Origin of the sequence: Paraburkholderia dipogonis (genome assembly GCF_046027395.1) — a bacterium.
Lineage (GTDB): Bacteria > Pseudomonadota > Gammaproteobacteria > Burkholderiales > Burkholderiaceae > Paraburkholderia > Paraburkholderia dipogonis_A.
The window spans coordinates 49515-67275 of the sequence record NZ_JAQQEG010000033.1 but is presented as its reverse complement, the minus strand read 5'-3'; the positions used below and the strand labels follow the sequence as shown (position 1 = coordinate 67275).

The 17761-nt window shown below is 57.8% G+C and carries 20 protein-coding genes; 12 read left to right on the top strand and 8 right to left on the bottom strand.

Annotated features, from left to right (window positions below):
- Positions 1-4: 4 nt before the first annotated feature.
- A complete protein-coding gene (locus PQR32_RS29590; RefSeq protein WP_408235377.1) occupies positions 5-1984 on the top strand; it encodes a Hint domain-containing homing endonuclease in 1980 nt (659 codons plus the stop codon).
- A 71-nt stretch (positions 1985-2055) separates the two neighbouring features.
- Here the strand turns inward: PQR32_RS29590 and PQR32_RS29585 are convergent, their stop codons facing one another.
- Both PQR32_RS29585 and PQR32_RS29580 read right to left on the bottom strand, forming a co-directional pair.
- A complete protein-coding gene (locus tag PQR32_RS29585) occupies positions 2056-3036 on the bottom strand; it encodes a hypothetical protein (RefSeq protein ID WP_408235374.1) in 981 nt (326 codons plus the stop codon).
- 368 nt (positions 3037-3404) lie between these two features.
- Positions 3405-3710: a hypothetical protein gene (locus tag PQR32_RS29580; protein ID WP_408235371.1), complete on the bottom strand. Its 306-nt coding sequence runs from the start codon at positions 3708-3710 to the stop codon at positions 3405-3407.
- Positions 3711-3742: 32 nt separating this feature from the next.
- Between PQR32_RS29580 and PQR32_RS29575 the strand changes: the two genes are divergently transcribed.
- Complete coding sequence (locus PQR32_RS29575) at positions 3743-4111, top strand: hypothetical protein (protein ID WP_408235368.1); 369 nt, start codon at positions 3743-3745, stop codon at positions 4109-4111.
- Positions 4112-4223: 112 nt separating this feature from the next.
- Complete coding sequence (locus PQR32_RS29570; protein ID WP_408235365.1) at positions 4224-4583, top strand: hypothetical protein; 360 nt, start codon at positions 4224-4226, stop codon at positions 4581-4583.
- 343 nt (positions 4584-4926) lie between these two features.
- Here the strand turns inward: PQR32_RS29570 and PQR32_RS29565 are convergent, their stop codons facing one another.
- A complete protein-coding gene (locus tag PQR32_RS29565) occupies positions 4927-5565 on the bottom strand; it encodes a recombinase family protein (RefSeq protein WP_408235362.1) in 639 nt (212 codons plus the stop codon).
- Positions 5566-5576: 11 nt separating this feature from the next.
- Entirely contained in the window at positions 5577-6236 is a 660-nt protein-coding gene (locus tag PQR32_RS29560) for a hypothetical protein (RefSeq protein WP_408235359.1), read from the bottom strand.
- 692 nt (positions 6237-6928) lie between these two features.
- On the opposite strand from PQR32_RS29560, the gene PQR32_RS29555 reads away from it, so the two are divergent.
- Positions 6929-7192: a KTSC domain-containing protein gene (locus tag PQR32_RS29555; RefSeq protein WP_408235356.1), complete on the top strand. Its 264-nt coding sequence runs from the start codon at positions 6929-6931 to the stop codon at positions 7190-7192.
- Between the two features lie 962 nt (positions 7193-8154).
- Here PQR32_RS29555 and PQR32_RS29550 read toward each other — a convergent pair.
- Complete coding sequence (locus PQR32_RS29550) at positions 8155-8937, bottom strand: eCIS core domain-containing protein (protein ID WP_408235353.1); 783 nt, start codon at positions 8935-8937, stop codon at positions 8155-8157.
- Positions 8938-10544: 1607 nt separating this feature from the next.
- Here PQR32_RS29550 and PQR32_RS29545 point away from each other — a divergent pair.
- Positions 10545-11165, top strand: a complete 621-nt coding sequence (locus PQR32_RS29545; RefSeq protein WP_408235350.1) for a hypothetical protein — start codon at positions 10545-10547, stop codon at positions 11163-11165.
- 555 nt (positions 11166-11720) lie between these two features.
- Here the strand turns inward: PQR32_RS29545 and PQR32_RS29540 are convergent.
- Positions 11721-11924, bottom strand: a complete 204-nt coding sequence (locus tag PQR32_RS29540) for a hypothetical protein (protein WP_408235347.1) — start codon at positions 11922-11924, stop codon at positions 11721-11723.
- Positions 11925-12075: 151 nt separating this feature from the next.
- Between PQR32_RS29540 and PQR32_RS29535 the strand changes: the two genes are divergently transcribed.
- From PQR32_RS29535 to PQR32_RS29515, 5 genes are all read left to right on the top strand, one after another.
- The gene (locus PQR32_RS29535; protein WP_408235344.1) at positions 12076-12294 is read left to right on the top strand and encodes a hypothetical protein; all 219 of its coding nucleotides are present in this window, start codon (positions 12076-12078) and stop codon (positions 12292-12294) included.
- A 161-nt stretch (positions 12295-12455) separates the two neighbouring features.
- Positions 12456-12680 (top strand): hypothetical protein, encoded by a 225-nt coding sequence (locus PQR32_RS29530; protein WP_408235341.1) that lies wholly within the window; start codon positions 12456-12458, stop codon positions 12678-12680.
- Positions 12653-13099 (top strand): hypothetical protein, encoded by a 447-nt coding sequence (locus PQR32_RS29525; RefSeq protein ID WP_408235338.1) that lies wholly within the window; start codon positions 12653-12655, stop codon positions 13097-13099. Before PQR32_RS29530 ends, PQR32_RS29525 begins: the two co-directional genes overlap by 28 nt.
- Positions 13096-13914, top strand: a complete 819-nt coding sequence (locus PQR32_RS29520) for a hypothetical protein (RefSeq protein WP_408235335.1) — start codon at positions 13096-13098, stop codon at positions 13912-13914. Before PQR32_RS29525 ends, PQR32_RS29520 begins: the two co-directional genes overlap by 4 nt.
- Entirely contained in the window at positions 13911-14852 is a 942-nt protein-coding gene (locus PQR32_RS29515) for a phage Gp37/Gp68 family protein (protein ID WP_408235332.1), read from the top strand. The genes PQR32_RS29520 and PQR32_RS29515 overlap by 4 nt, the downstream gene beginning before the upstream one ends.
- Positions 14853-14857: 5 nt before the next feature.
- Here the strand turns inward: PQR32_RS29515 and PQR32_RS29510 are convergent, their stop codons facing one another.
- Positions 14858-15076: a hypothetical protein gene (locus PQR32_RS29510; RefSeq protein WP_408235329.1), complete on the bottom strand. Its 219-nt coding sequence runs from the start codon at positions 15074-15076 to the stop codon at positions 14858-14860.
- Between the two features lie 35 nt (positions 15077-15111).
- Here PQR32_RS29510 and PQR32_RS29505 point away from each other — a divergent pair, with 35 nt between their 5' ends.
- On the top strand, positions 15112-16245 hold the full coding sequence (locus PQR32_RS29505) for a hypothetical protein (protein ID WP_408235326.1): 1134 nt from the start codon (positions 15112-15114) through the stop codon (positions 16243-16245).
- 381 nt (positions 16246-16626) lie between these two features.
- On the opposite strand, the gene PQR32_RS29500 is transcribed toward PQR32_RS29505, so the two are convergent.
- Entirely contained in the window at positions 16627-16953 is a 327-nt protein-coding gene (locus PQR32_RS29500; RefSeq protein WP_408235323.1) for a hypothetical protein, read from the bottom strand.
- A 35-nt stretch (positions 16954-16988) separates the two neighbouring features.
- Here PQR32_RS29500 and PQR32_RS29495 point away from each other — a divergent pair, with 35 nt between their 5' ends.
- Positions 16989-17507 (top strand): DUF1643 domain-containing protein, encoded by a 519-nt coding sequence (locus tag PQR32_RS29495; protein WP_408235320.1) that lies wholly within the window; start codon positions 16989-16991, stop codon positions 17505-17507.
- The last annotated feature ends 254 nt before the right edge of the window (positions 17508-17761 follow it).

Genomic DNA, 17761 nt, shown 5'->3' with positions numbered 1-17761 from the left:
CGCAGTGGCCAGCAAGATCAGCCTCACGGAAGACCCGCGCTATAAGGCATTCGTCGAGCGGTATTGCTTCGACCCGGTGCGATTCTGCATCGAGGTCGTGGGCATCACGCCAACCTGGCAGCAGGTAGAGCTGCTTGAGGAAGTCGCCATTCCGGGCGCGCGCGTTTCCGTTTCGTCGGGGCACGGCTGCTTTGCCGCTGGGACGCTAGTCCAACGTGCTGACGGCTCCGCCGTGCCTGTCGAGGACGTTAAGGCCGGCGACGCACTCATGGGGTTGGACGGCACCAGTGCGCGCTCGGTGGTGTCGCTCGCACGCGGCCGCGAAGAGATGTATCGCTTCACCTACGGCGATGGCACCAGCCACACGTTCAACCGCTCGCACATTCTCTGCGTGGTCGGCCGCAATGGTCGGTTGGATAAAGTCAGTGTCGGGCGCTGGCTGAAATGGAGCGAATCCCAGCGCAAGGGATATCAGGTATATCGGCTAAAGTCGCCAGCCGTTGACGGGCAAGCAGCGCGGTACCGGCTCGTCTCGATCAGTACTGTTGAGCCCCTTGGTGAAGGCGACTACTTCGGTTTCACGCTCGATGGCGACGGGATGTTCCTCGGTGCCGACGGCACAGTTCTGAGCAATACCGGCAAGACGAACATGTTCGGCCTCATTGGGTTGTGGCATCTGTGCGTCTATGCAAAGTCGAACTGCATCATCACGGCGCCGCGGCTCGCCACCGTGCACGATGGCGTCTGGAAAGAGTTTGCAGGGCACCACGCGGCGATCAAGGCAGGCCCGCACAAGTGGATCGGCGACTACATCAAGGTCGAGCACGAGAAAGTCTACATCGAGGGCTCGAAGCTCGATTGGTGGATCACAGCGAAGACGGCGCCGGTCGGCCGGCCAGAAAACATCGCCGGCGCGCACAACAAGTGGCTACTTTGGCTCTGCGACGAGGCGAGTGGCATTCCTGACGAGAACTTCGGGGTCATCGGTGGTTCGCTGACGGACGAGAACAACCGGATGGTGCTGGCGTCGCAACCGACGCGTACGGCGGGTTTCTTCCGCGAAACGCATCATTCCATGTCGCGCGAGAACGGAGGGCCGTGGGTCGCCCTCACGTTCAACAGCGAGGATTCGCCGCTCGTCTCCGACCAGTTCATTCTGGATAAGCTCCTTGAATACGGTGGCGAGAACTCGCCCGAGTATCAGATCAAGGTTCAAGGCAAGTTCCCGGAATTCAGCGACAAGTACCTGCTCAGCCGGAAGATGATCGAGCGGCTCGTCATGCCGAAGGTGCGCGCGATCGCGGAAGACGAGCCTTACGGCAACTTCCTCATTATCGACGTGGCGGCCGGCGTGTTCCGCGACAAGACCGTTGGCACGCACATGCGCGTCACGGGCTACGGCGACAGGCTCGACCCGAACCCGCGGCGCGCAGACGTAATTGATGTCCCGATCTTCACCAGTTCGCTCGACTGGCAGGAGGTCGCCGGCCGGGCCCACGATATCGCTGCAGGGCTATCGAATTGCACCGTTCTCGTCGACGTTGGCGGCCAAGGCGTGCAGTTTGCCAAAATGCTCGAAAAACTGGATACCCCGAACGTCATCAAGGTGAACTGGGGCAATACGAACTTCCTCGACCGCCTGAAAAAGCGCTTCGTCAACCAGCGCGCGCAATGCTCGGTCGCCGCGGCAGACGCCGTAAAAGACGGCCGCATCACTTTCACCGACAAGTACAAGAAAGAGTTGCTGGATCAGGGCTCGCGCATCCCGTTCTTTTTCGACGAGAAAGGCCGCTGGCAGATCATGAGCAAGGTGGACATGAAGCAGAAGGAAGGCATTCCCTCCCCTGACTTGTGGGACACGATCTGTATGGCGTTCCTAGAGGATGCACACTACATCACCGACGAGTCGTCTGGTCAGTACTCGTCCGATGACCGCGTCAAGACGGCGCGCGCGGCGGCTGATGACGAATTCGCCGACGCGTAACCGGAAGGATCCGTACGTATCCGCGCCAACTGCGGTGGACAGGCGCCCGCAGGTCGAGCAGACATGCCAAGCTATCGATAGCGGTTGATATGGCAGATTCCGATGATACTGCCCTTGGCGAGCAAGTTGGAATTGTTGACTACTTCGTCCATGACTGCGGGGGTAGCGGCCATCTGAAAGATGTTTGGCTCATACCCTCGGGCAACCTTTGCAAAGCAAAAACATTGTTCTTCGGTGAGAACTTTGGCCATCGTACAAGTGCGCATGAACTTGGACGGCCCACCCTGCGCGTCATGCATATTCGCCGACACAGACTTATTGAGCCCAAGTAGAAAGTTCACTGCGTCGCGCGAACACGCCATGTTCTTACCGACACTAGCACCCGTGAGGTAAACGGTAGTCTCCTGCGTTTGCCGTTTGACCGAATCAACGGCATTGGTCGCATAATCGCCCATTGCCGATATTGTGTGCCCCGCGACCACATATTCCGATACCACCGGTAACACTGGCAGTTGCGCCGCGCACTCTTTTTGGATTACGGCGGCCACGCCGGATATAAAAGACGCATTGTTACGGGTCGCCTCGAATGGTAGACCCGCGAAGGCCAGGGAGAATGGGAGTTGATACGATGGCGGGACGCCGGCGGCGACGGCACGGGGATCAATGGGTATCACCGACGGCACGATATTCTGGTACACCGCAAAGAAGGTGCCATGCAGTTTCCAGTTCTGATTAGAGAATGCGCTCCCCTTGAATACGGTCCTGCTGCCGGTGGTCGCGTAGACCCAAATCCCACGTACAAGCGGGCACTTCGGCCTGGCGTTGTCGAGCGCCCATGCCGTCGCCTGTTCGACAACCTGCGGCCGGTCCGGCGACGCCTGAATGTTTGGCGGAATTTCGATATCGGCCTGGAATACCAACTGGCAATCAGTGCTCACCTTAACCGTGACGCCTTCATATCCGGGAAGCTGCCCTGAAAGTAGTTCGACGGTCGCCGCCCTTGCGTTCAGCGCGACTAGAAGCAGAATAAATGCACATACTCGGGAAATCATGGCGCTCTCCAGAGCAGGGTAAGTTGTTCTAGTTCGAATGCTGCTCAATCGCCCCATGAATTGCCCTCCTGCCTGTCATCGGCATCATGTCGTGCATCTGTTAAGAATAGATACCGTGCATTGTTTTCGACCGCCAAATAACCCCTTCTCAAACGCCAAACTTTACAAACGCACCTGACGTTCGATGATGTTCGCATTAACCTTTGCCCCCGCCAGCGATCGCAATTCATCATGGGCCGCTTGCCGCTGTATGCGTATGTGGCTATTATAAGCATACGCATTAGCCTGTAAGGGACGTTAATGAGCCCAGAAGACAACCGGCTGGCCGAGCCGCTGCCCGCCATCGAGCAGGGAGCGCTTTTCTAATGTCACAAGAGCAAGAGGCTCGCGAACGTGCGAAGGTCGTTTCTCGTTCGCTGCGAAAACACGCCGATACCGGCAGTGAACCACACGCCGAAATGCTTACAGAAGCCGCGGCAATGATCGAGGGCCATCTGGAAGCATTCGCCGTAGTTGTGCACGACAAGGCCGGCCTGCAGGCTGCGCTTAAGCATGCTCAGCACTGCCACCAGAACACTCTGGAAATCGTGGGCCGCTGGCGCGAACTGCTCGACGTCCTCGCACAGGAAGCGCCTGATGATATCCGTCTCAAGCGAGCGCGTATGGGCGAGCATCCATTGCGGCCTGCCGCGTGGGAGCGAGGCTAATGCGACCCAAGCCGCCGAAGTGCTTCTACTGCTCCAATCCGTCGACGCTGCTGTGCGACTATGTCTTCGGCTGGACCGAGTGCGGCGACCGGCTGCACACGTGTGACATGCCGACGTGCCGCGATCATGCCGAGTACCGCGGTTGGATACACATTAAGGGCCCACCCGGTGTTGGCGGCTTTGATTCGCGTGACTACTGCCCGGAACATTGCGGGCAGGACGATAGCCGCAGTGGCGGCACAATCACTGACGACGAAGCCGAGCGTCTGCGCCGCACCGTGCGCGCACTTGCAGAGCGTCGTCTGATGCGCGAACGAGGTGTATTGCGGTCGCCCGCACCTCTGCCTGAACAGGGCAAGCTCTTCTAGTCCCCCACAGCCTCCGAGGGCCAACGGGCGTACTCAAAAACCCACACATGCGCCATGCGTCCGCGTTTTCCTTATAATCCGCCTACACAAGAACTAGTCGTACGGGGGAAAAATGCTAGCGAAATGCGGAGAGTGTGAAAAACTGATCAGCACCGAAGCGCAATCCTGTCCGGGCTGCGGCGCGCCGAACAGGGTGCAAACTGAAGATGACCCTCAACAAGGTATGAGTCGTGGCGTGAAAATCGCGTTATGGGTCGTCGGAGTACCAGTAGCGTTTCTCGGTTTCCTAGCCTTTATTGGCTCGAACCTAAGTCCAGAGGAGCAGGAGCGTCAGCGGGCCGGGGCCGCAATTGACTATTGCGACAAGCAGACCGAAAGGAAATCGCTGTCCCCCAGCGAAATCAGGTTTATCGCGGCCGCATGCGAAAAGCTACGCGGCGACTACCGGGCGAAGTACGGGCACGACTACTGATCGTGCAAGCTAGACGAAAAACCAATCAGGCGAGCCGGGGCGTCACAGACAAATACAGCTGGCATCTTCGGTGACGTTTCTGCCGTCGCGGGGCGTCTGATGGGTGACGGGAATCAGTTCTGCGAGTCGATGGGCAAGGAATTTGAACTGGTCACGCAACAGACCACTCAGAATATTCCTGGCGTACGGCTTGGAGGCGCGTCGATTACGTTCAAGTGCGTTGCGCACGCAAATAGTCCGGTTATGCGTCCTGACAACGGCGTTACAACTGTCAACTAGGGCGGTGGTCGCAGAAGACCCGGCGTCGTGTCCGGGCTTCTCCGATCAGCCCCTATCCGTAACTTCAAGTTTGAGCCGGCTGCTCATGCGCCAGCGCCCAAATGCGCTTCACCTGGCTTTCGCTGCATCGAGCGAGCCGCGCTGTCTCCGCGATGCTCCTGCCGCTCTGCCTAAGCGCAATAATGCGCTCATGCGTAGCGACGTCGGCCTTGCGGCCAGCGTACTTGCCGGCCGCGCGCGCCAGATAAATGCCTTGACGCTGACGCTCGCGCCGGTCCTCGTAGTCATCGCGCGCTACCTGCAGGGCGACCTTCAGTAGCATCTCCTGCACCGACTCCAGCACGACTTTTGAGACGCCCTTCGCGTCGACAGCGAGTTCGGACAGATCCACGATACCCGGCACTGCCAGGCGCGCGCCCTTCTCACGAATCGATGCAACCAGCCGTTCGGCTTCGGCGAGAGGTAAGCGACTGATGCGGTCGATCTTTTCCGCAACGACAACCTCGCCCGGCTGCAGGTCCCCGATCATGCGCACCAATTCGGGACGGTCAGGGCGTGCGCCGGATGCCTTCTCGCGATAGGTGCCGGCCACGTAGTAGCCCGCAGCCTTCGCGCTTTCCACGATTGCTTCCTGACGTGCGATGTCCTGTTCTTCGGTACTCACGCGCAAGTACACGCGCGCGACACGGATGGTCTGTGTCATAGCTTGTCCAACTAGCCCTGCGTCCCGGACCAAACGGGGCCGGGACCAATGGGGAATTTCCATTCACGCCCAGTCTTGTCTTTCAGTCGACCAAGTGTCTTTTGCAGGCGTTTATACATATATCCATCAAGGAACGTGACGAGTTCCTCCCACTCGTTCCTGCCACCCCAATGAAACCCTAGGTTTATCTCCAATGCGATCCGGCATTCTGTTTCATCGAAGTCGATGTGCATGCCAGTGCGGATTGACTTGTGGTCGTCATCGTGGGCGTAACGCTTGTTACGGATTTCGATCAAGTCGTCGTGAACTTCGCGCAGATGCGCGGGTAGATGTGTCCTCGAAACACCACTTCTGCCGGAAACCACTCGTGAGTAGGTCACGACAAACGCTGTTGTCAGCAGTTCGTGTTCAAAGAACGTTTCTGTCGTCGCCTCGAACTTCAAAGCTCTAAGGCGTCGATGGTTATATTGAAGGCTGGTGAGCGCCTGAAAAGTGCCGCCCAACCTGACGAAGCGTTGCAGGTCGTCATCGACTATCCGTAGCAGGTTGGACCCCTCTTCCTTGCGCGCTTGCGCGGCTGCGCGAAATTCCTCCGGCAAGAGTTCGAAAAGTTCTTCGGGGACGTACACATATTTGTCGTCTTCCCAGATCGTCGGGGCGAATTTTTCCATACCTGATGATTTTCGAGATTCCGGCATTGGTCAAGTTGGGTATACCCAAAACGGCCATGCTATCCGGCCATAGCCAAAAAGTAAATGACCGATTCAAAATGCCCTAGGTGAATTTGGCTGCTCTTCGTGACCACGTTGCGGCCCCGCTCGCACCATTGCGCTCCACTCTGATTCCGGCCAAACAACTTTTTACATTCTGCTCTTGCAAATATATGCATACATGGCTATTCTTACTCCCGTAGACGCAGTGCGACACTGGAGCGAGCCATGTCAGCCATAGCGAAAGATCTTTTGGAGTTGATGTATCTCCTATCACGTGGCTGGCCGGTTGAGCCGATGCTCCGCGCCTACGCTTTGAATTTGATTGGACCTGGTGTCGCAGATATGCGACTGGGTTGTTGAACAGACTTCCGGGCCCGATGCGCTGACCGAGGGGGAATCAAAGCCCGTGCGACAGCGCCGAGTAGCGAAAGCTGGGCAAGTTGGCGCCCCTCAGCCGTAAGCGGAAAGCCAGTCGTTGTAATGCCCTACGGCGGGCGTGATCCGGAAGCCGTTTTTGTTGTACCGGACAGAGGGGTGAAAAGTCCCTGATGCAAGTTGGACTCGCGGTGTATCGCTGCGAACAACCGACCTCTGCGAGCGAAAAGCCATACCGGTGGAAGGCCGGCCGAATTCAACCAACCGGAGCTGCTGTGGAAACGAATCACATCACGCTGGACAGCGTCGAGTCGTCGCAAATTGAAGGCATCGGGCACGATCCGATGACGAACACGCTCGCGATGCAGTTCAAGGCCAAGAAGGACGCGCCGGTTTACCACTATGCCAACGTCGATGCGGCGATGTTCGAAGCGCTGAAGACGGCGGGATCGATCGGAAAGCACTTCGCGGCGCACATTAAAGCTTTTCCCGAGAAGTACCCTTGCACGCGCATTCCCGCGCCTGAAGTCGAAGTTTAACCCTCACGTAAACCTCAACTGGAGTTCCAAATGATCCGGCTTTCGAAGGACATAATATCGCGTCGTTCCATGCCCAGGCGCGCAACGGCTCTTGCAAAGCGTCGTATCACGCGTCCCGTAAAGGCTCACCAAGGAACGGCAACCATGCAAGACCATGTGAAGATACCGGCTCGCCGATCGTGGCAGCACTGCCAAGACGAGAGGTTCCAGAGCCATGCGTCACACATCGCTCTGGACCGGATCACGATCGGCGACACCGGCTCCGCACAGGAGACTTCTCCGCAGTGACGCTCGGCTGAATCGAGCGTTTCACAGCCCGCTTCGCGCGGGCTTTTTTTACGCCGGACGCCTGACAATCCTTAACATCACGCGGTATTTCATCGACGTATGCTTCGCGCACGAAAATTGAGGACCGCATGAAATATGGTTACGCCTTCATCTTCGCCGGCATTCTCATGGCGCTGGCACTCGGGTGCTTGGGTGCTTGGGTGCTCTCGTCTTGGCGTAACGCGCTCGACTGCGAGGTTACCGAATTCGTGAGACACGCCGGAATTGTGGCGCGAAATAATTGGACTGGCCGGACGGTGCAATCGGCCCGCGTTGCTCCGGTGGCGTGTCGCTGCGTGCGGCCACTTTGAGACATTCGCAGTCGTTGTCTAGATCGTCGACAACTGCGATGTTTGGCCATTCTTTCGGCTAAGGTCAAAGGTGCTTGGACAGCTCAGCAAGATTAGTCCGGTATGGGAATCCTACTTACCTTCGAGCCTCAATGGCGCGATTACAGCGCGCGCTGGAACTTCGATTTTCCCTCCAGGGCCCGGCCCTAGCTTTGCACCACAGACTAGTTTCTACGCGAGACGATATAAACTTTCGATCTCCAACAGCCCTTGGAGAAACGCACTGAAGGCCTTACGGCTTTCCGAAAGGCTTTCCATTCGCTCGACCTTATGCAAATCCTGGCGTCAATTTGAAACCTGACCAAATGATCGCCCTTGCGGTCCGTCGTGGTAGCACGCGCTTCCGATTGGGTTGAATGGTCCGGGCCCATAGCGCCCCAATGGAGTCGAGCAGAAATTACCCGTGGCTGGGGGCGGAGGCGGCGGAAAACGCGCCGGGGCAGGAACTGGCGTGTTGTGCGCTGCCTGCCAAGTCTTGAAAGCGTTCTGCGCTGCGTAGGCAGGGTTCTCGACGTCGTTGTAATTCCGCGCGTATTGAATGGCGAAGCTGTGGACGCCCCATTCCATGTATTGCTTGACGTGTGTCAACTCGTGAGCCCATAAAGCCACATCCTCCACGTCTTGCGCGTTGTCAAACACGATTACATCGATGGCCGTCAGGGCACGGGCGTCGCCGTAGCGGGTGCTGATGCCCGGCAAACTCACGAAGCCTGTATCGCCGATCTTGTACCGCGCGACGTTGAGGACGGCATCGGGAATGTATCCGGTCAGCTGTTGCCGGATGTTCGGCGGGATCGGCTGCGACGTACCGATGGACGAATTGCGTGAATCTTGGATCCATTCCTGGAGGGCAGCGCCTGCCTGCTGTACCAGTTGCTCGTGCGGGTTCAATATCGGCGGGGTGCCAGGGGGCACTGGAGGAATTGGGAAACGCGATTGATCTGGGATACGCGTTGGATCTGGCAGGCACCCAAACCCGACGCTAATCTCCCCGTCAGAGCAGGCGAATGCCGGACTGACGAGAAGCAACGCACCTGCAATCAGGTAAACACCGACGACAGTTTTCATTGTCCACTCCTCATTGAGGACCCAAATCGAAGACTGACTGCTGCAACGTCGCGTTTGAACGGCATAGATCGCACATGTGACGCTTAAAGCATGGTGTTGCAGACCCGACGGTGACAGAACGTTATGTGCTTAGACATCTGAGGCAAAGAGGTGTCGGTGCCATTGCCCTGAATTGCAAGCAGCAGTGGGAAGTGGAGTTCACGACAACTTGTACTCCGACCTGCTTTCTTGGTGAGCCATTGCCATAGCTGGCGCCGTCATTTTTAAAATGGCATCGGCAGCCGACCGGGAGCAACTGCGCACTTATGGCTTTCACGAGCCGCTTGCAGAAACTCGGGGTGGACGGTTATGAACTTAACCGTCGCTTTGAAGGACGTCCCCGCGCCGAATGCTCTGGGGTCTCGGTAAAGTCGCCACATGAACCGCCCGCTTCTATCGTTCAGTTCCGTAAAACCGTAGTGGGGAGTTCTTTTGCCTGAAGGGGGATTCGCGGTGTCCACCTTTATCGAGGTATTGCACAAAAGATAGTCCTTGTGTTCTGGTGGCGGCGCCAAATCGACGGCGAACGTAAGCTTGCCTTCTTGCTTGTACGCTTTGTCCACCACATACCCTATGCCGGGCACCAGCTTCCAGGTCTCAACGACGGCCTGCGTAGGCAGGTCAAGCAGATGTTTACCCCTCTTGGCGGCATATATGGGATACACACTGACGGCGAAACGGCACGCAGGGCCCGTAGACGAGTTGAAAGTTCCGGCCCATTCGTCGCCCGGACACTCCAACGCGCTGGCCCTAGTCCCAAAGCAAGTCAGAAATCCCACACACGACACTCGCAATAAAACCGCCAGTCTCATTTCGCACTCCTACCGTACTGGACATTGCTGGACTGCACGAAAAACTAACGGCCATGTCCTCTTGGTGGACATCCGTCAGCCTAATTGTCGAAGGGGCCGGGCTCCTAGCGTCGACGAAGTTAGTCTTGGATCGGAGCAGAGAAAGGAGGATGAAAACTATTTGTCGAGGGGTCGTTAGATGATAGGAGACGAGATGCAATCTACTACTCAGGTCTTCACCTAGCTTAACGTTGTGAGATTGGTGACCTATCGAACAGACTGGCAGAAGTAAATATGCACCACGAAGCTGACGATGGACATGTGAATGTCCGCTGTCTCGCCAGACAGCGGACCGCTTCGGGTCGAAATTTGCCTATCGACTGGGCGATTTCAGGAGTTCCAAACGTATCTTCGCAGGGCAGGCCCGAAGCTCGCAAGTCTTGGTTCCCAACGAAAAAAACGTCCAATTCCACATAATTGTGGCTTTCATACCCTTCGTTTCCGGACGCCTGGGTTACTTTTTTTGACTCCCACTAGCGCAACGGAACTCTACTGGCAGTGAGACCCCGCCGACCGTTGATTACACAAACATGAAAAGGGACCACGTTTGGTTTGTCAGGCCTATGCTGGACAGCCTGCTGCGTTTCAATCAAGCCGCGCAAGGCGCCCCTTAGCCCAGTATTGCGAAGTGCGCTCCCACGAACTAGGCTTGTCGGATAGACCGGCCCTCGCAAGCATTTCTCAACGCTTTGGCCGTCACTACCCCGGGGGGAAGCCATGGAGTTCCTGACGAGTGCGCTGAAAGCCATTCCGGCCATTTCCACCAGCCCTCTGGCGCTGATCGGTTTTGCGCTCACTCTGGCTGCCTGGGTCCTCGCGGTCTTCCGTGCAAAACGTATGAAACTCTTGTTGCAGCGCCTCGCTGACATCCCAGAGGCAGACCGCGCGAGGGTTATCCAACTTGAACTTGGGGAGATATTGCCGGCCCGGATTTCAGCCCAGCAATGGATACGCGCACGCAGCCACCGCTACTACCTGGTCGCGTTCCTCGCCCTGCTCGTTACTGTTAGCGTGATTGGGACCATTGCCATGGTCCAAGGGGCTGAAAATGCAAGAATCGCGGAGCAGGAGCGCAGTCGCCAGGCTCAGCTTGAGGAAAAACGCCAGGTCGTACAGCGCAAGCGGGACGGCCTTGAGAGTCGACTCCAAAGCATCGACCAGAATATCGCCGTTCAGGAAGATGAGTATCGACGTGGAGCGGCCGGCCTACAGTACGCCCCAATCGATCAAAAAGAGCTGGCGCTCCAAATCATGCGCAACGCGGCCAAAACAATTGCAGATCTCAAGGCCGAAAGACAGGAACTCCAAAAGCAAATCGACGCGCTCCCTACTATCTAGAGGGAGACGACGCATGCAGTCCGACTGATAGGCCGCGGCAATCTTTTAATGGGACGGAGGTATCGGATATTGCTCGCTAGGGTCGGCTATTCGGTTCGAAATTCACTGGTCCAAGGCATAGGCACGCGCGCATTCCGATGCAATCTGTGAAAGCTACACAGAGGCAATCGACGGTCAATTATGTGGACGTTGGTCGCCTCGATCTTTGCGGAAAATGTCCGCTCTGGAGCTATTGCAATGTCCGCTTCGGGTCGCCTGCTGCACTTCTCGGCTGATCTCATACTTCAGTAAGATCTGCGCGCTCCGGCTGGTCTCGCCGACCAAACTCCAAGGCTCCGCAGCGTCCAGACGCTTTCATACTCCCCGGTTCTCCAGTCACACGAAAGTGACCCCGCCCCACTCACATTTTCGGCTTCCCTACTTTAGGCAAAGCTGGACGGGCGGATACCGCAAGACGCAACCACCCATCCGGGCAGTCTCACTAGTTCGGTAAATCCGGTCTCACGGATAGCGCCCCAGTTTCACTAATTCGATTTCCCTGCACGACGCACTGATCTACCCCGAATAACGCCTAGTGAAGCCTTCGCGCCAAATCGTCGCTCCCACTGACGTAAGAAGCGCGAAATCATCGTCGGTCAGACGCGGCCGCGCCTCGGCAAGCCACCCCGCGAAGCCCGCGCACGCCTTATCAAGCGGAATATCCGCTCTCCCCTCGACGTTTAGCCTCTCGAAGATTGTGATCACATCATCTGGCGTCATGGCAGTTCTCCATTTGATCAAATCAGTCTAGGCGATAGCTCGCGGCGCATGACAAGTTTTGTCGCCGCGACGGCCGGTGTATCGCAAATTTCGCCTTGCTAGTTATATGCATGTACGGCTATTATCAGTCATGCCAAACCCGAGCACCAACATGGATTCGCTTGTCATCAAGACACCGTCTGAGCCAGCCGCTCCCCCTGCTCTTCTGGAGCAGTTCGAGCTCTGGGCGCGCACGGATCAAGGTCTTCAAGAATCAATGATGAGGAAGCATCCGCTACCCGACGAGGCGCTTTACCTCGACCGGATAGTCGACGCCTTATGGCGCGGGTTCAAGGGATATAGCGAGCTCGTCCAGCGCGGCGACGCTTAACAGCAATCGAGCCTGCTGCGGCAGGCAAAACTTGGAGACAAGCATGGCAAACATGGCCCCGCTTTTTGCCTTCTGGGCTTTCGCCGCGGTTCTCTTTCTTGCCTTTAACCGTGAGGCACATCGTGGCTGACATATCAAAACCTGCAGGCGAGGGTCGAGTGATGAAGAGCCCTAACCCCTATAAAGAGATCCACGACTTCAATGCGGTCGTGAAGGTGGGCGACGCAGTCGAATTTTTGGAGGTCGTTGGCATGGGTGAGCCAGTTCGCTATCAAACTGAAACTGAAGCCGAAGTGCTCGGTGAGCACACGGCAGTCGTCTGGCTGAAGGGCAAGCGCGGCTGCGTGAAGCTCTCTCATTGCAAGCCGATCGCTGTAGGTGCGTGATGCGATTTGACACCGAAGAGGCCTTCTTCAAGGCCGTCTACGCGGCGGCCGGTTCATCGCCAGCACAAATCTCGCAAATCCCGAGCTATTGCAAAGACGACGTACAGCGCGAGATCGCCACTGCCGTGGTAGGCCTTATGCGTGGCGCCTTCGGTGTGCACAACCGATGCAATGGCCAGGTCGACGCCAATTCCACGCTGCTTGAGTACCGGCTGATCGGGGCGACCCGAGACCTTCCGGAAGGCTGGCGCGTTGTCGTGATGGCTGAGCTCGGCGCGCTGCGGCTCGATCTCTACAGCCCCGATGATGAACGCGTCGGTTTCACCGACGTGCCGCGCGACGAACTCTCCGGGCGCGTGTACGACGCGATCCAGAAGGCAATCGCGATAGCAACCACCGCAAAGGAATCTGCCGCGTGAAAACCCAGTTCCGCATCGAGAACCCCGACGACGTCCAGATGACCCTCAAGGTCACGATGACGGCGCGCGAATCGATTGCATTGGGATCAGCTAAACGCAGTGCGGGGCTATCGGTGGGACGCGAACCCTTGGGTTTTGGTAACCGAGTTTCGGCGCGCCGACAAAGCGGGAGACGCGCGATGCTAGGCCGAATATCTAGGCGAGTGGCTGACACCCATCGCGCAGTTGTACACCTCCTTCGCTGCCTCCCTGAGGTCTTCAAGAATCTCAATATCGTCGGTCGTCAAAGCCGCAGGATGTTGCTGCCCTCTCGTTTGAACAACACGGACGGTTTCCACGACCGAATGACGGAGGGTTCCTATCATCGCCAGCTGCCCTTTGTGCTCGACGCGTTGCCTGCACCAGGTCAGGCGCGTAAGCAAATCCGAAACTTCGTCGTCGTGAATCGCGATGAGATCAACTATGCCCGGCTTGGTATTCACGAATTTGTTCAATATCCGCAAGATGTCACCGCCCAGCCACGCGAGTTCCGCGCCGAGCAAATATCGGGCTTTTTCTTCATCTGCATTGCGGCGTGCGACATCGCGGCGATGTTGTTCACTCGCGATCCACGCCGCGCCAAATATGGCGGCGATAGAACCGATAGCTTGAACCCACGACGCAACGTCTCCAGAGTTCCAGCCCCACGCGGCTCTTGCCAGCGCAGATGCAGCAAGACCAATAAGCAGTGCCGCTACAAGGCCGAAAGCTATTTCCGTCCACTTCCAAATTCTTTCCACTTTTTATCCCCGAATTTTCGAGGAATCGTAGCATGAGCGAGAACAGTTCTATCGAGTGGACTGACCACACGTTCAACCCGTGGGAGGGTTGCCAGAAGGTGAGCCCCGGCTGCGATCATTGTTACGCCGAGGCGCGCAATGCACGCTTCGGCAGCGGTACCGCGATCAATTGGGGGCCCGGCGCGCCGCGGCGGCGGACGTCGGCGGCTAACTGGCGCAAGCCGCTCCAATGGAACGCTAACCACGCTGCCTTCTTCGAGGAGCACGGACGCCGGCAACGCGTCTTTTGCGCATCGCTCGCCGACGTCTTCGACAACGCTGTCGATCCCGCTTGGCGCCGCGACTTGTTCGACCTCATCGAACTAACGCCGAATCTCAACTGGTTGCTGCTGACGAAGCGAATCGGCAACGTCATGTCGATGGTCAGCGAGACAGCGCAGTATCAATTCAATCTGGGATGCCTGGAAAAGCCGCGGTTACCGGAAAACGTCTGGATCGGCGCAACGATCGTCAACCGCGATGAGATGTTGCGCGACGCAGAGAAGCTTCTCTCCGTGCCGGCGCATGTGCGCTTCTGGAGTGTTGAGCCGATGCTGGGCGACTTAGGAGAAATTCCACCGCACCTGATGCCCGATTGGGTGATCTGCGGCGGCGAAAGCGGCCCCAACGCACGGCCTATGCATCCGGAATGGGCCTGCGATCTCCGCGACCAGTGCGCCGAGGCCGGGACGCCCTTCCTGTTCAAGCAATGGGGAGAATGGGCGCCGGGCGAAAACTGTGGTGGGACGCCGACGCGCACCGAGCGGATCGCAGACTGGTTCGGCGACGAATGGATTTTCGACGCGATGACGCCGCGCGACCACGACGGACTTCACTTTGACGATGAGCCGCTGTTGTATCGCATCGGAAAGAAGATCGCCGGCCGCCATCTTGACGGCCGCACACATGACGAATTCCCGCGAAGTGTTGCATGAGTAAATTACTCAACAGCGTCGCCGGCGGGCAGCCGGTCGGCCTTCACGTTCGCGTCAAGCTCTGCTTCGAGCCGGGCAGCATCGGCAGACTTCAAGGGACGGTCGCGCATCTCTGTGTAGCCGTCGCCGTCGATGGTATAGGACCAACTCCATCTGTCTCGCGCATCTTCACCGGCGTCGATGCTGACGACGTGTCCGTTGCGGATGCTTTCCCAGTGCGGCACGGCTCTCTCCCAGATGGTCTCCGAGGAATCCTAGCATGACCCAACCCACCAGGCTCGAAGTGAGGGCGAATATGACAGAACCGGAAATGAATACGCTGGTTATCCAGACGGCGCGCGATGTCGGTTTGCGCGTGAACATCGGCAGCAAGATGCTGAACGACAACTACACGAATGTGACTGGCTCGTTTCCGTCGCTGGCGCGCTTCGCCCGCGCCCTGCTATCTGCAAGCAAGCCTGCCGCGCCGCAATTGTTCGAAGAGTGGGCGACTAAAGAAGGGCTTATCAGCGAGTCGCACGGCGTTCGATTCGTCAATTCGATGTGCGATGTTGCGCAAAAGGCGTGGAACGCCGCGCTCGCCGCATCCCCTGCCGCGCCAGCGCAATCGGCGGAGCCGGTCACTCTGGAGCAAGTGAAAGCGCTCGAATCGGCTGTTTGTGAAGGCCGAAACGGTGAGGCGCTTCGCCTACTGCATCACATGCGCAATGCACTTGCCGCCCCGCAGCCAGCACAGAATACGCAATCAGTAGAGGCGCAAGCATCCCGCCAGCGCGTAGAGCGCCTTTTGGTCGAGTTGCATAGCGAAGGTCGTCTTAGCGAGGGGCAGTGCGCGAAGGTGCTAGATATTCATCGCATCGAATGGCGCAAGATAGCGGACGACGCGGCGCTCGTCGCCCCGCAGCCCGCGACCGACGTGGTGCTGGACGATGAGCGCCGCCAGGCGATTCTGCACCAGTGCCGCCTATATCTGGACGATGAATCCGGCAAGTACAACGCGCGAGCAGTCCTTACGCGCATTTTCTCTATCGCTGCATCCCCGCAACCTGTGGAGCAGATTTCACCGATCATCGGCACGCAGGCGCCATTCTCGAATTGCCGGTTCAAGTTTTGCGATCTACCGGGACAGTGCCGCGACGAGGGTAAGTGCCACCACCCCGCAGTGCCAGCCGCGCAACGAGTGGAGCAAACGCTGGCGCTGACGGATTCGCAACTCGATGATTTGGTGCGGGCAGTCGAACGCAAGCTGGGCATCTACTGGTACGTCCCCGATGACAGCGAGACGTTTACCCAAAGGCCGATCAATACCGACGAGCAGCGCAAGTTCGTCCGCGCCCTTCTGACCGCCGCGAAGCTAGCAGGCGGAGGCACAACTCAGCCGAAGGGGGAATGATGGGGAATCTACCCGTTCAAGACCTCGCGGTCCATGAGACCGATTCCGATAATTTCAATTACTCGTTCGAGCGCCTCGCCTTCCGAAAGGCCGCCAGCGAGAAACGGCGCTATGTCGACTGTCGAAGTCTTCCCGTTTCCGGAGGGCTGCCTAATAAAAATCATCGCCTCCCTTCGCGCGGCGTTAAGCGTGGCAGTAATCAAGTGATTACACACAACACTCTGCTTGTTCAAGTCCGCCATGTCGATCTCCGTCGTGGTTTAGAGGAATCCTAGCATGAAGGAACGCCCTATCCTTTTCAGCGGCGCAATGGTGCGCGCGCTGCTCGATGGCCGCACGACGCAAATAGGTTATCGACTTCAGGAAGGAAAATTGACGGTCTCAGCGACCAATCGATTCCATTCCGATGATCACCAAAAACGGTTCGTGGTTTTGTTCTTCTGGAAGGTAGCCTTGCAGCTTTGGCGGAATTGCACGCTGAATCCTCGGGCCAATGATCTGTTCGATTTGCTCATCGGTTGCCGCGAGAATCTCTCGTTCGACGTCTCGTTCGACGGAGACGATGATCTCTCGTGCGAACCGATTTGGACGTGTCCGGGTAGGAATTGCACGGGTAACAAGAAAATGTCTTTCATTCCCAGGGCGAACCTCCGCATCTGTATCAAACGCGGCGGCGATAAACGGCATCAAGCGGTCGTTGAGAGACATCGCACCCCCTTCATGAATTTGAGGCAAATCCTAGCATGACCGCCGTCATTAGCCCTTGTGGCACGTACCGTTACCTGCTCAAACGCGGTGCCGAATCGATGGCACCGATGAAGTCGACGGCGCTGTTCGTCATGCTCAATCCGAGCACGGCCGACGCGCAACTCGATGACCCGACTATTCGCCGTTGCCGCGGCTTCGCGAAGCTGTGGGACTGCAATGGCCTCGCAGTCGCGAACGTGTACGCGTTGCGCTCGACGAACCCGGCGGCGTTGTGGACGCATCCTGATCCGGTCGGCCCGGACAACGACGATTATCTGTGGAACTTTGCCCGCGAGTTCGGCGACGTTGTGTGCGCGTGGGGATCGAACGCCAAGCCTGACCGAGCGGCGCGCGTCGCCAGCATCATGCGTGACGCCGGCGCGCGCCTTTGGTGCCTCGGCACAACGAAACACGGATCACCGCGCCACCCGCTATACGTCCGCGCTGACCAGCCGCTGATGGAATGGAGCCCCGCAGCTATCGCGGCATCCGCAGAGAATGGAGATAAGGTATGAACGGCAGCAAACGCTCGCTCTGCGGGGCTATCGGGGCCGCCCCAGCACTGAGGCAAGTACCGCCTTCCTCCAAGCAAGGTCGGGAGGCTTGCGCTCAGGAACTTGCGGGACAGGAGCACTCGACTCGCATTCCCACCAAAGGCCGGCCGGTAATCCATGGGATGTGTTTTGCTTCATCCAGCAACCGCAAGAGGCGCATCGGTAAACGACGTAGCGTGTTATCGGCGATTTTGGCGTACCAAAAACACCCGACC

Excerpts from the sequence above, each read along its gene's own strand:
- PQR32_RS29585 (WP_408235374.1), bottom strand. The coding sequence starts at position 3,036 with ATGATTTCCCGAGTATGTGCATTTATTCTGCTTCTAGTCGCGCTGAAC.
- PQR32_RS29580 (WP_408235371.1), bottom strand. The coding sequence starts at position 3,710 with ATGCTCGCCCATACGCGCTCGCTTGAGACGGATATCATCAGGCGCTTC.
- PQR32_RS29575 (WP_408235368.1), top strand. The coding sequence starts at position 3,743 with ATGCGACCCAAGCCGCCGAAGTGCTTCTACTGCTCCAATCCGTCGACG.
- PQR32_RS29570 (WP_408235365.1), top strand. The coding sequence starts at position 4,224 with ATGCTAGCGAAATGCGGAGAGTGTGAAAAACTGATCAGCACCGAAGCG.
- PQR32_RS29565 (WP_408235362.1), bottom strand. The coding sequence starts at position 5,565 with ATGACACAGACCATCCGTGTCGCGCGCGTGTACTTGCGCGTGAGTACC.
- PQR32_RS29560 (WP_408235359.1), bottom strand. The coding sequence starts at position 6,236 with ATGGAAAAATTCGCCCCGACGATCTGGGAAGACGACAAATATGTGTAC.
- PQR32_RS29550 (WP_408235353.1), bottom strand. The coding sequence starts at position 8,937 with ATGAAAACTGTCGTCGGTGTTTACCTGATTGCAGGTGCGTTGCTTCTC.
- PQR32_RS29545 (WP_408235350.1), top strand. The coding sequence starts at position 10,545 with ATGGAGTTCCTGACGAGTGCGCTGAAAGCCATTCCGGCCATTTCCACC.
- PQR32_RS29540 (WP_408235347.1), bottom strand. The coding sequence starts at position 11,924 with ATGACGCCAGATGATGTGATCACAATCTTCGAGAGGCTAAACGTCGAG.
- PQR32_RS29535 (WP_408235344.1), top strand. The coding sequence starts at position 12,076 with ATGGATTCGCTTGTCATCAAGACACCGTCTGAGCCAGCCGCTCCCCCT.
- PQR32_RS29530 (WP_408235341.1), top strand. The coding sequence starts at position 12,456 with ATGAAGAGCCCTAACCCCTATAAAGAGATCCACGACTTCAATGCGGTC.
- PQR32_RS29515 (WP_408235332.1), top strand. The coding sequence starts at position 13,911 with ATGAGCGAGAACAGTTCTATCGAGTGGACTGACCACACGTTCAACCCG.
- PQR32_RS29505 (WP_408235326.1), top strand. The coding sequence starts at position 15,112 with ATGACCCAACCCACCAGGCTCGAAGTGAGGGCGAATATGACAGAACCG.
- PQR32_RS29500 (WP_408235323.1), bottom strand. The coding sequence starts at position 16,953 with ATGTCTCTCAACGACCGCTTGATGCCGTTTATCGCCGCCGCGTTTGAT.
- PQR32_RS29495 (WP_408235320.1), top strand. The coding sequence starts at position 16,989 with ATGACCGCCGTCATTAGCCCTTGTGGCACGTACCGTTACCTGCTCAAA.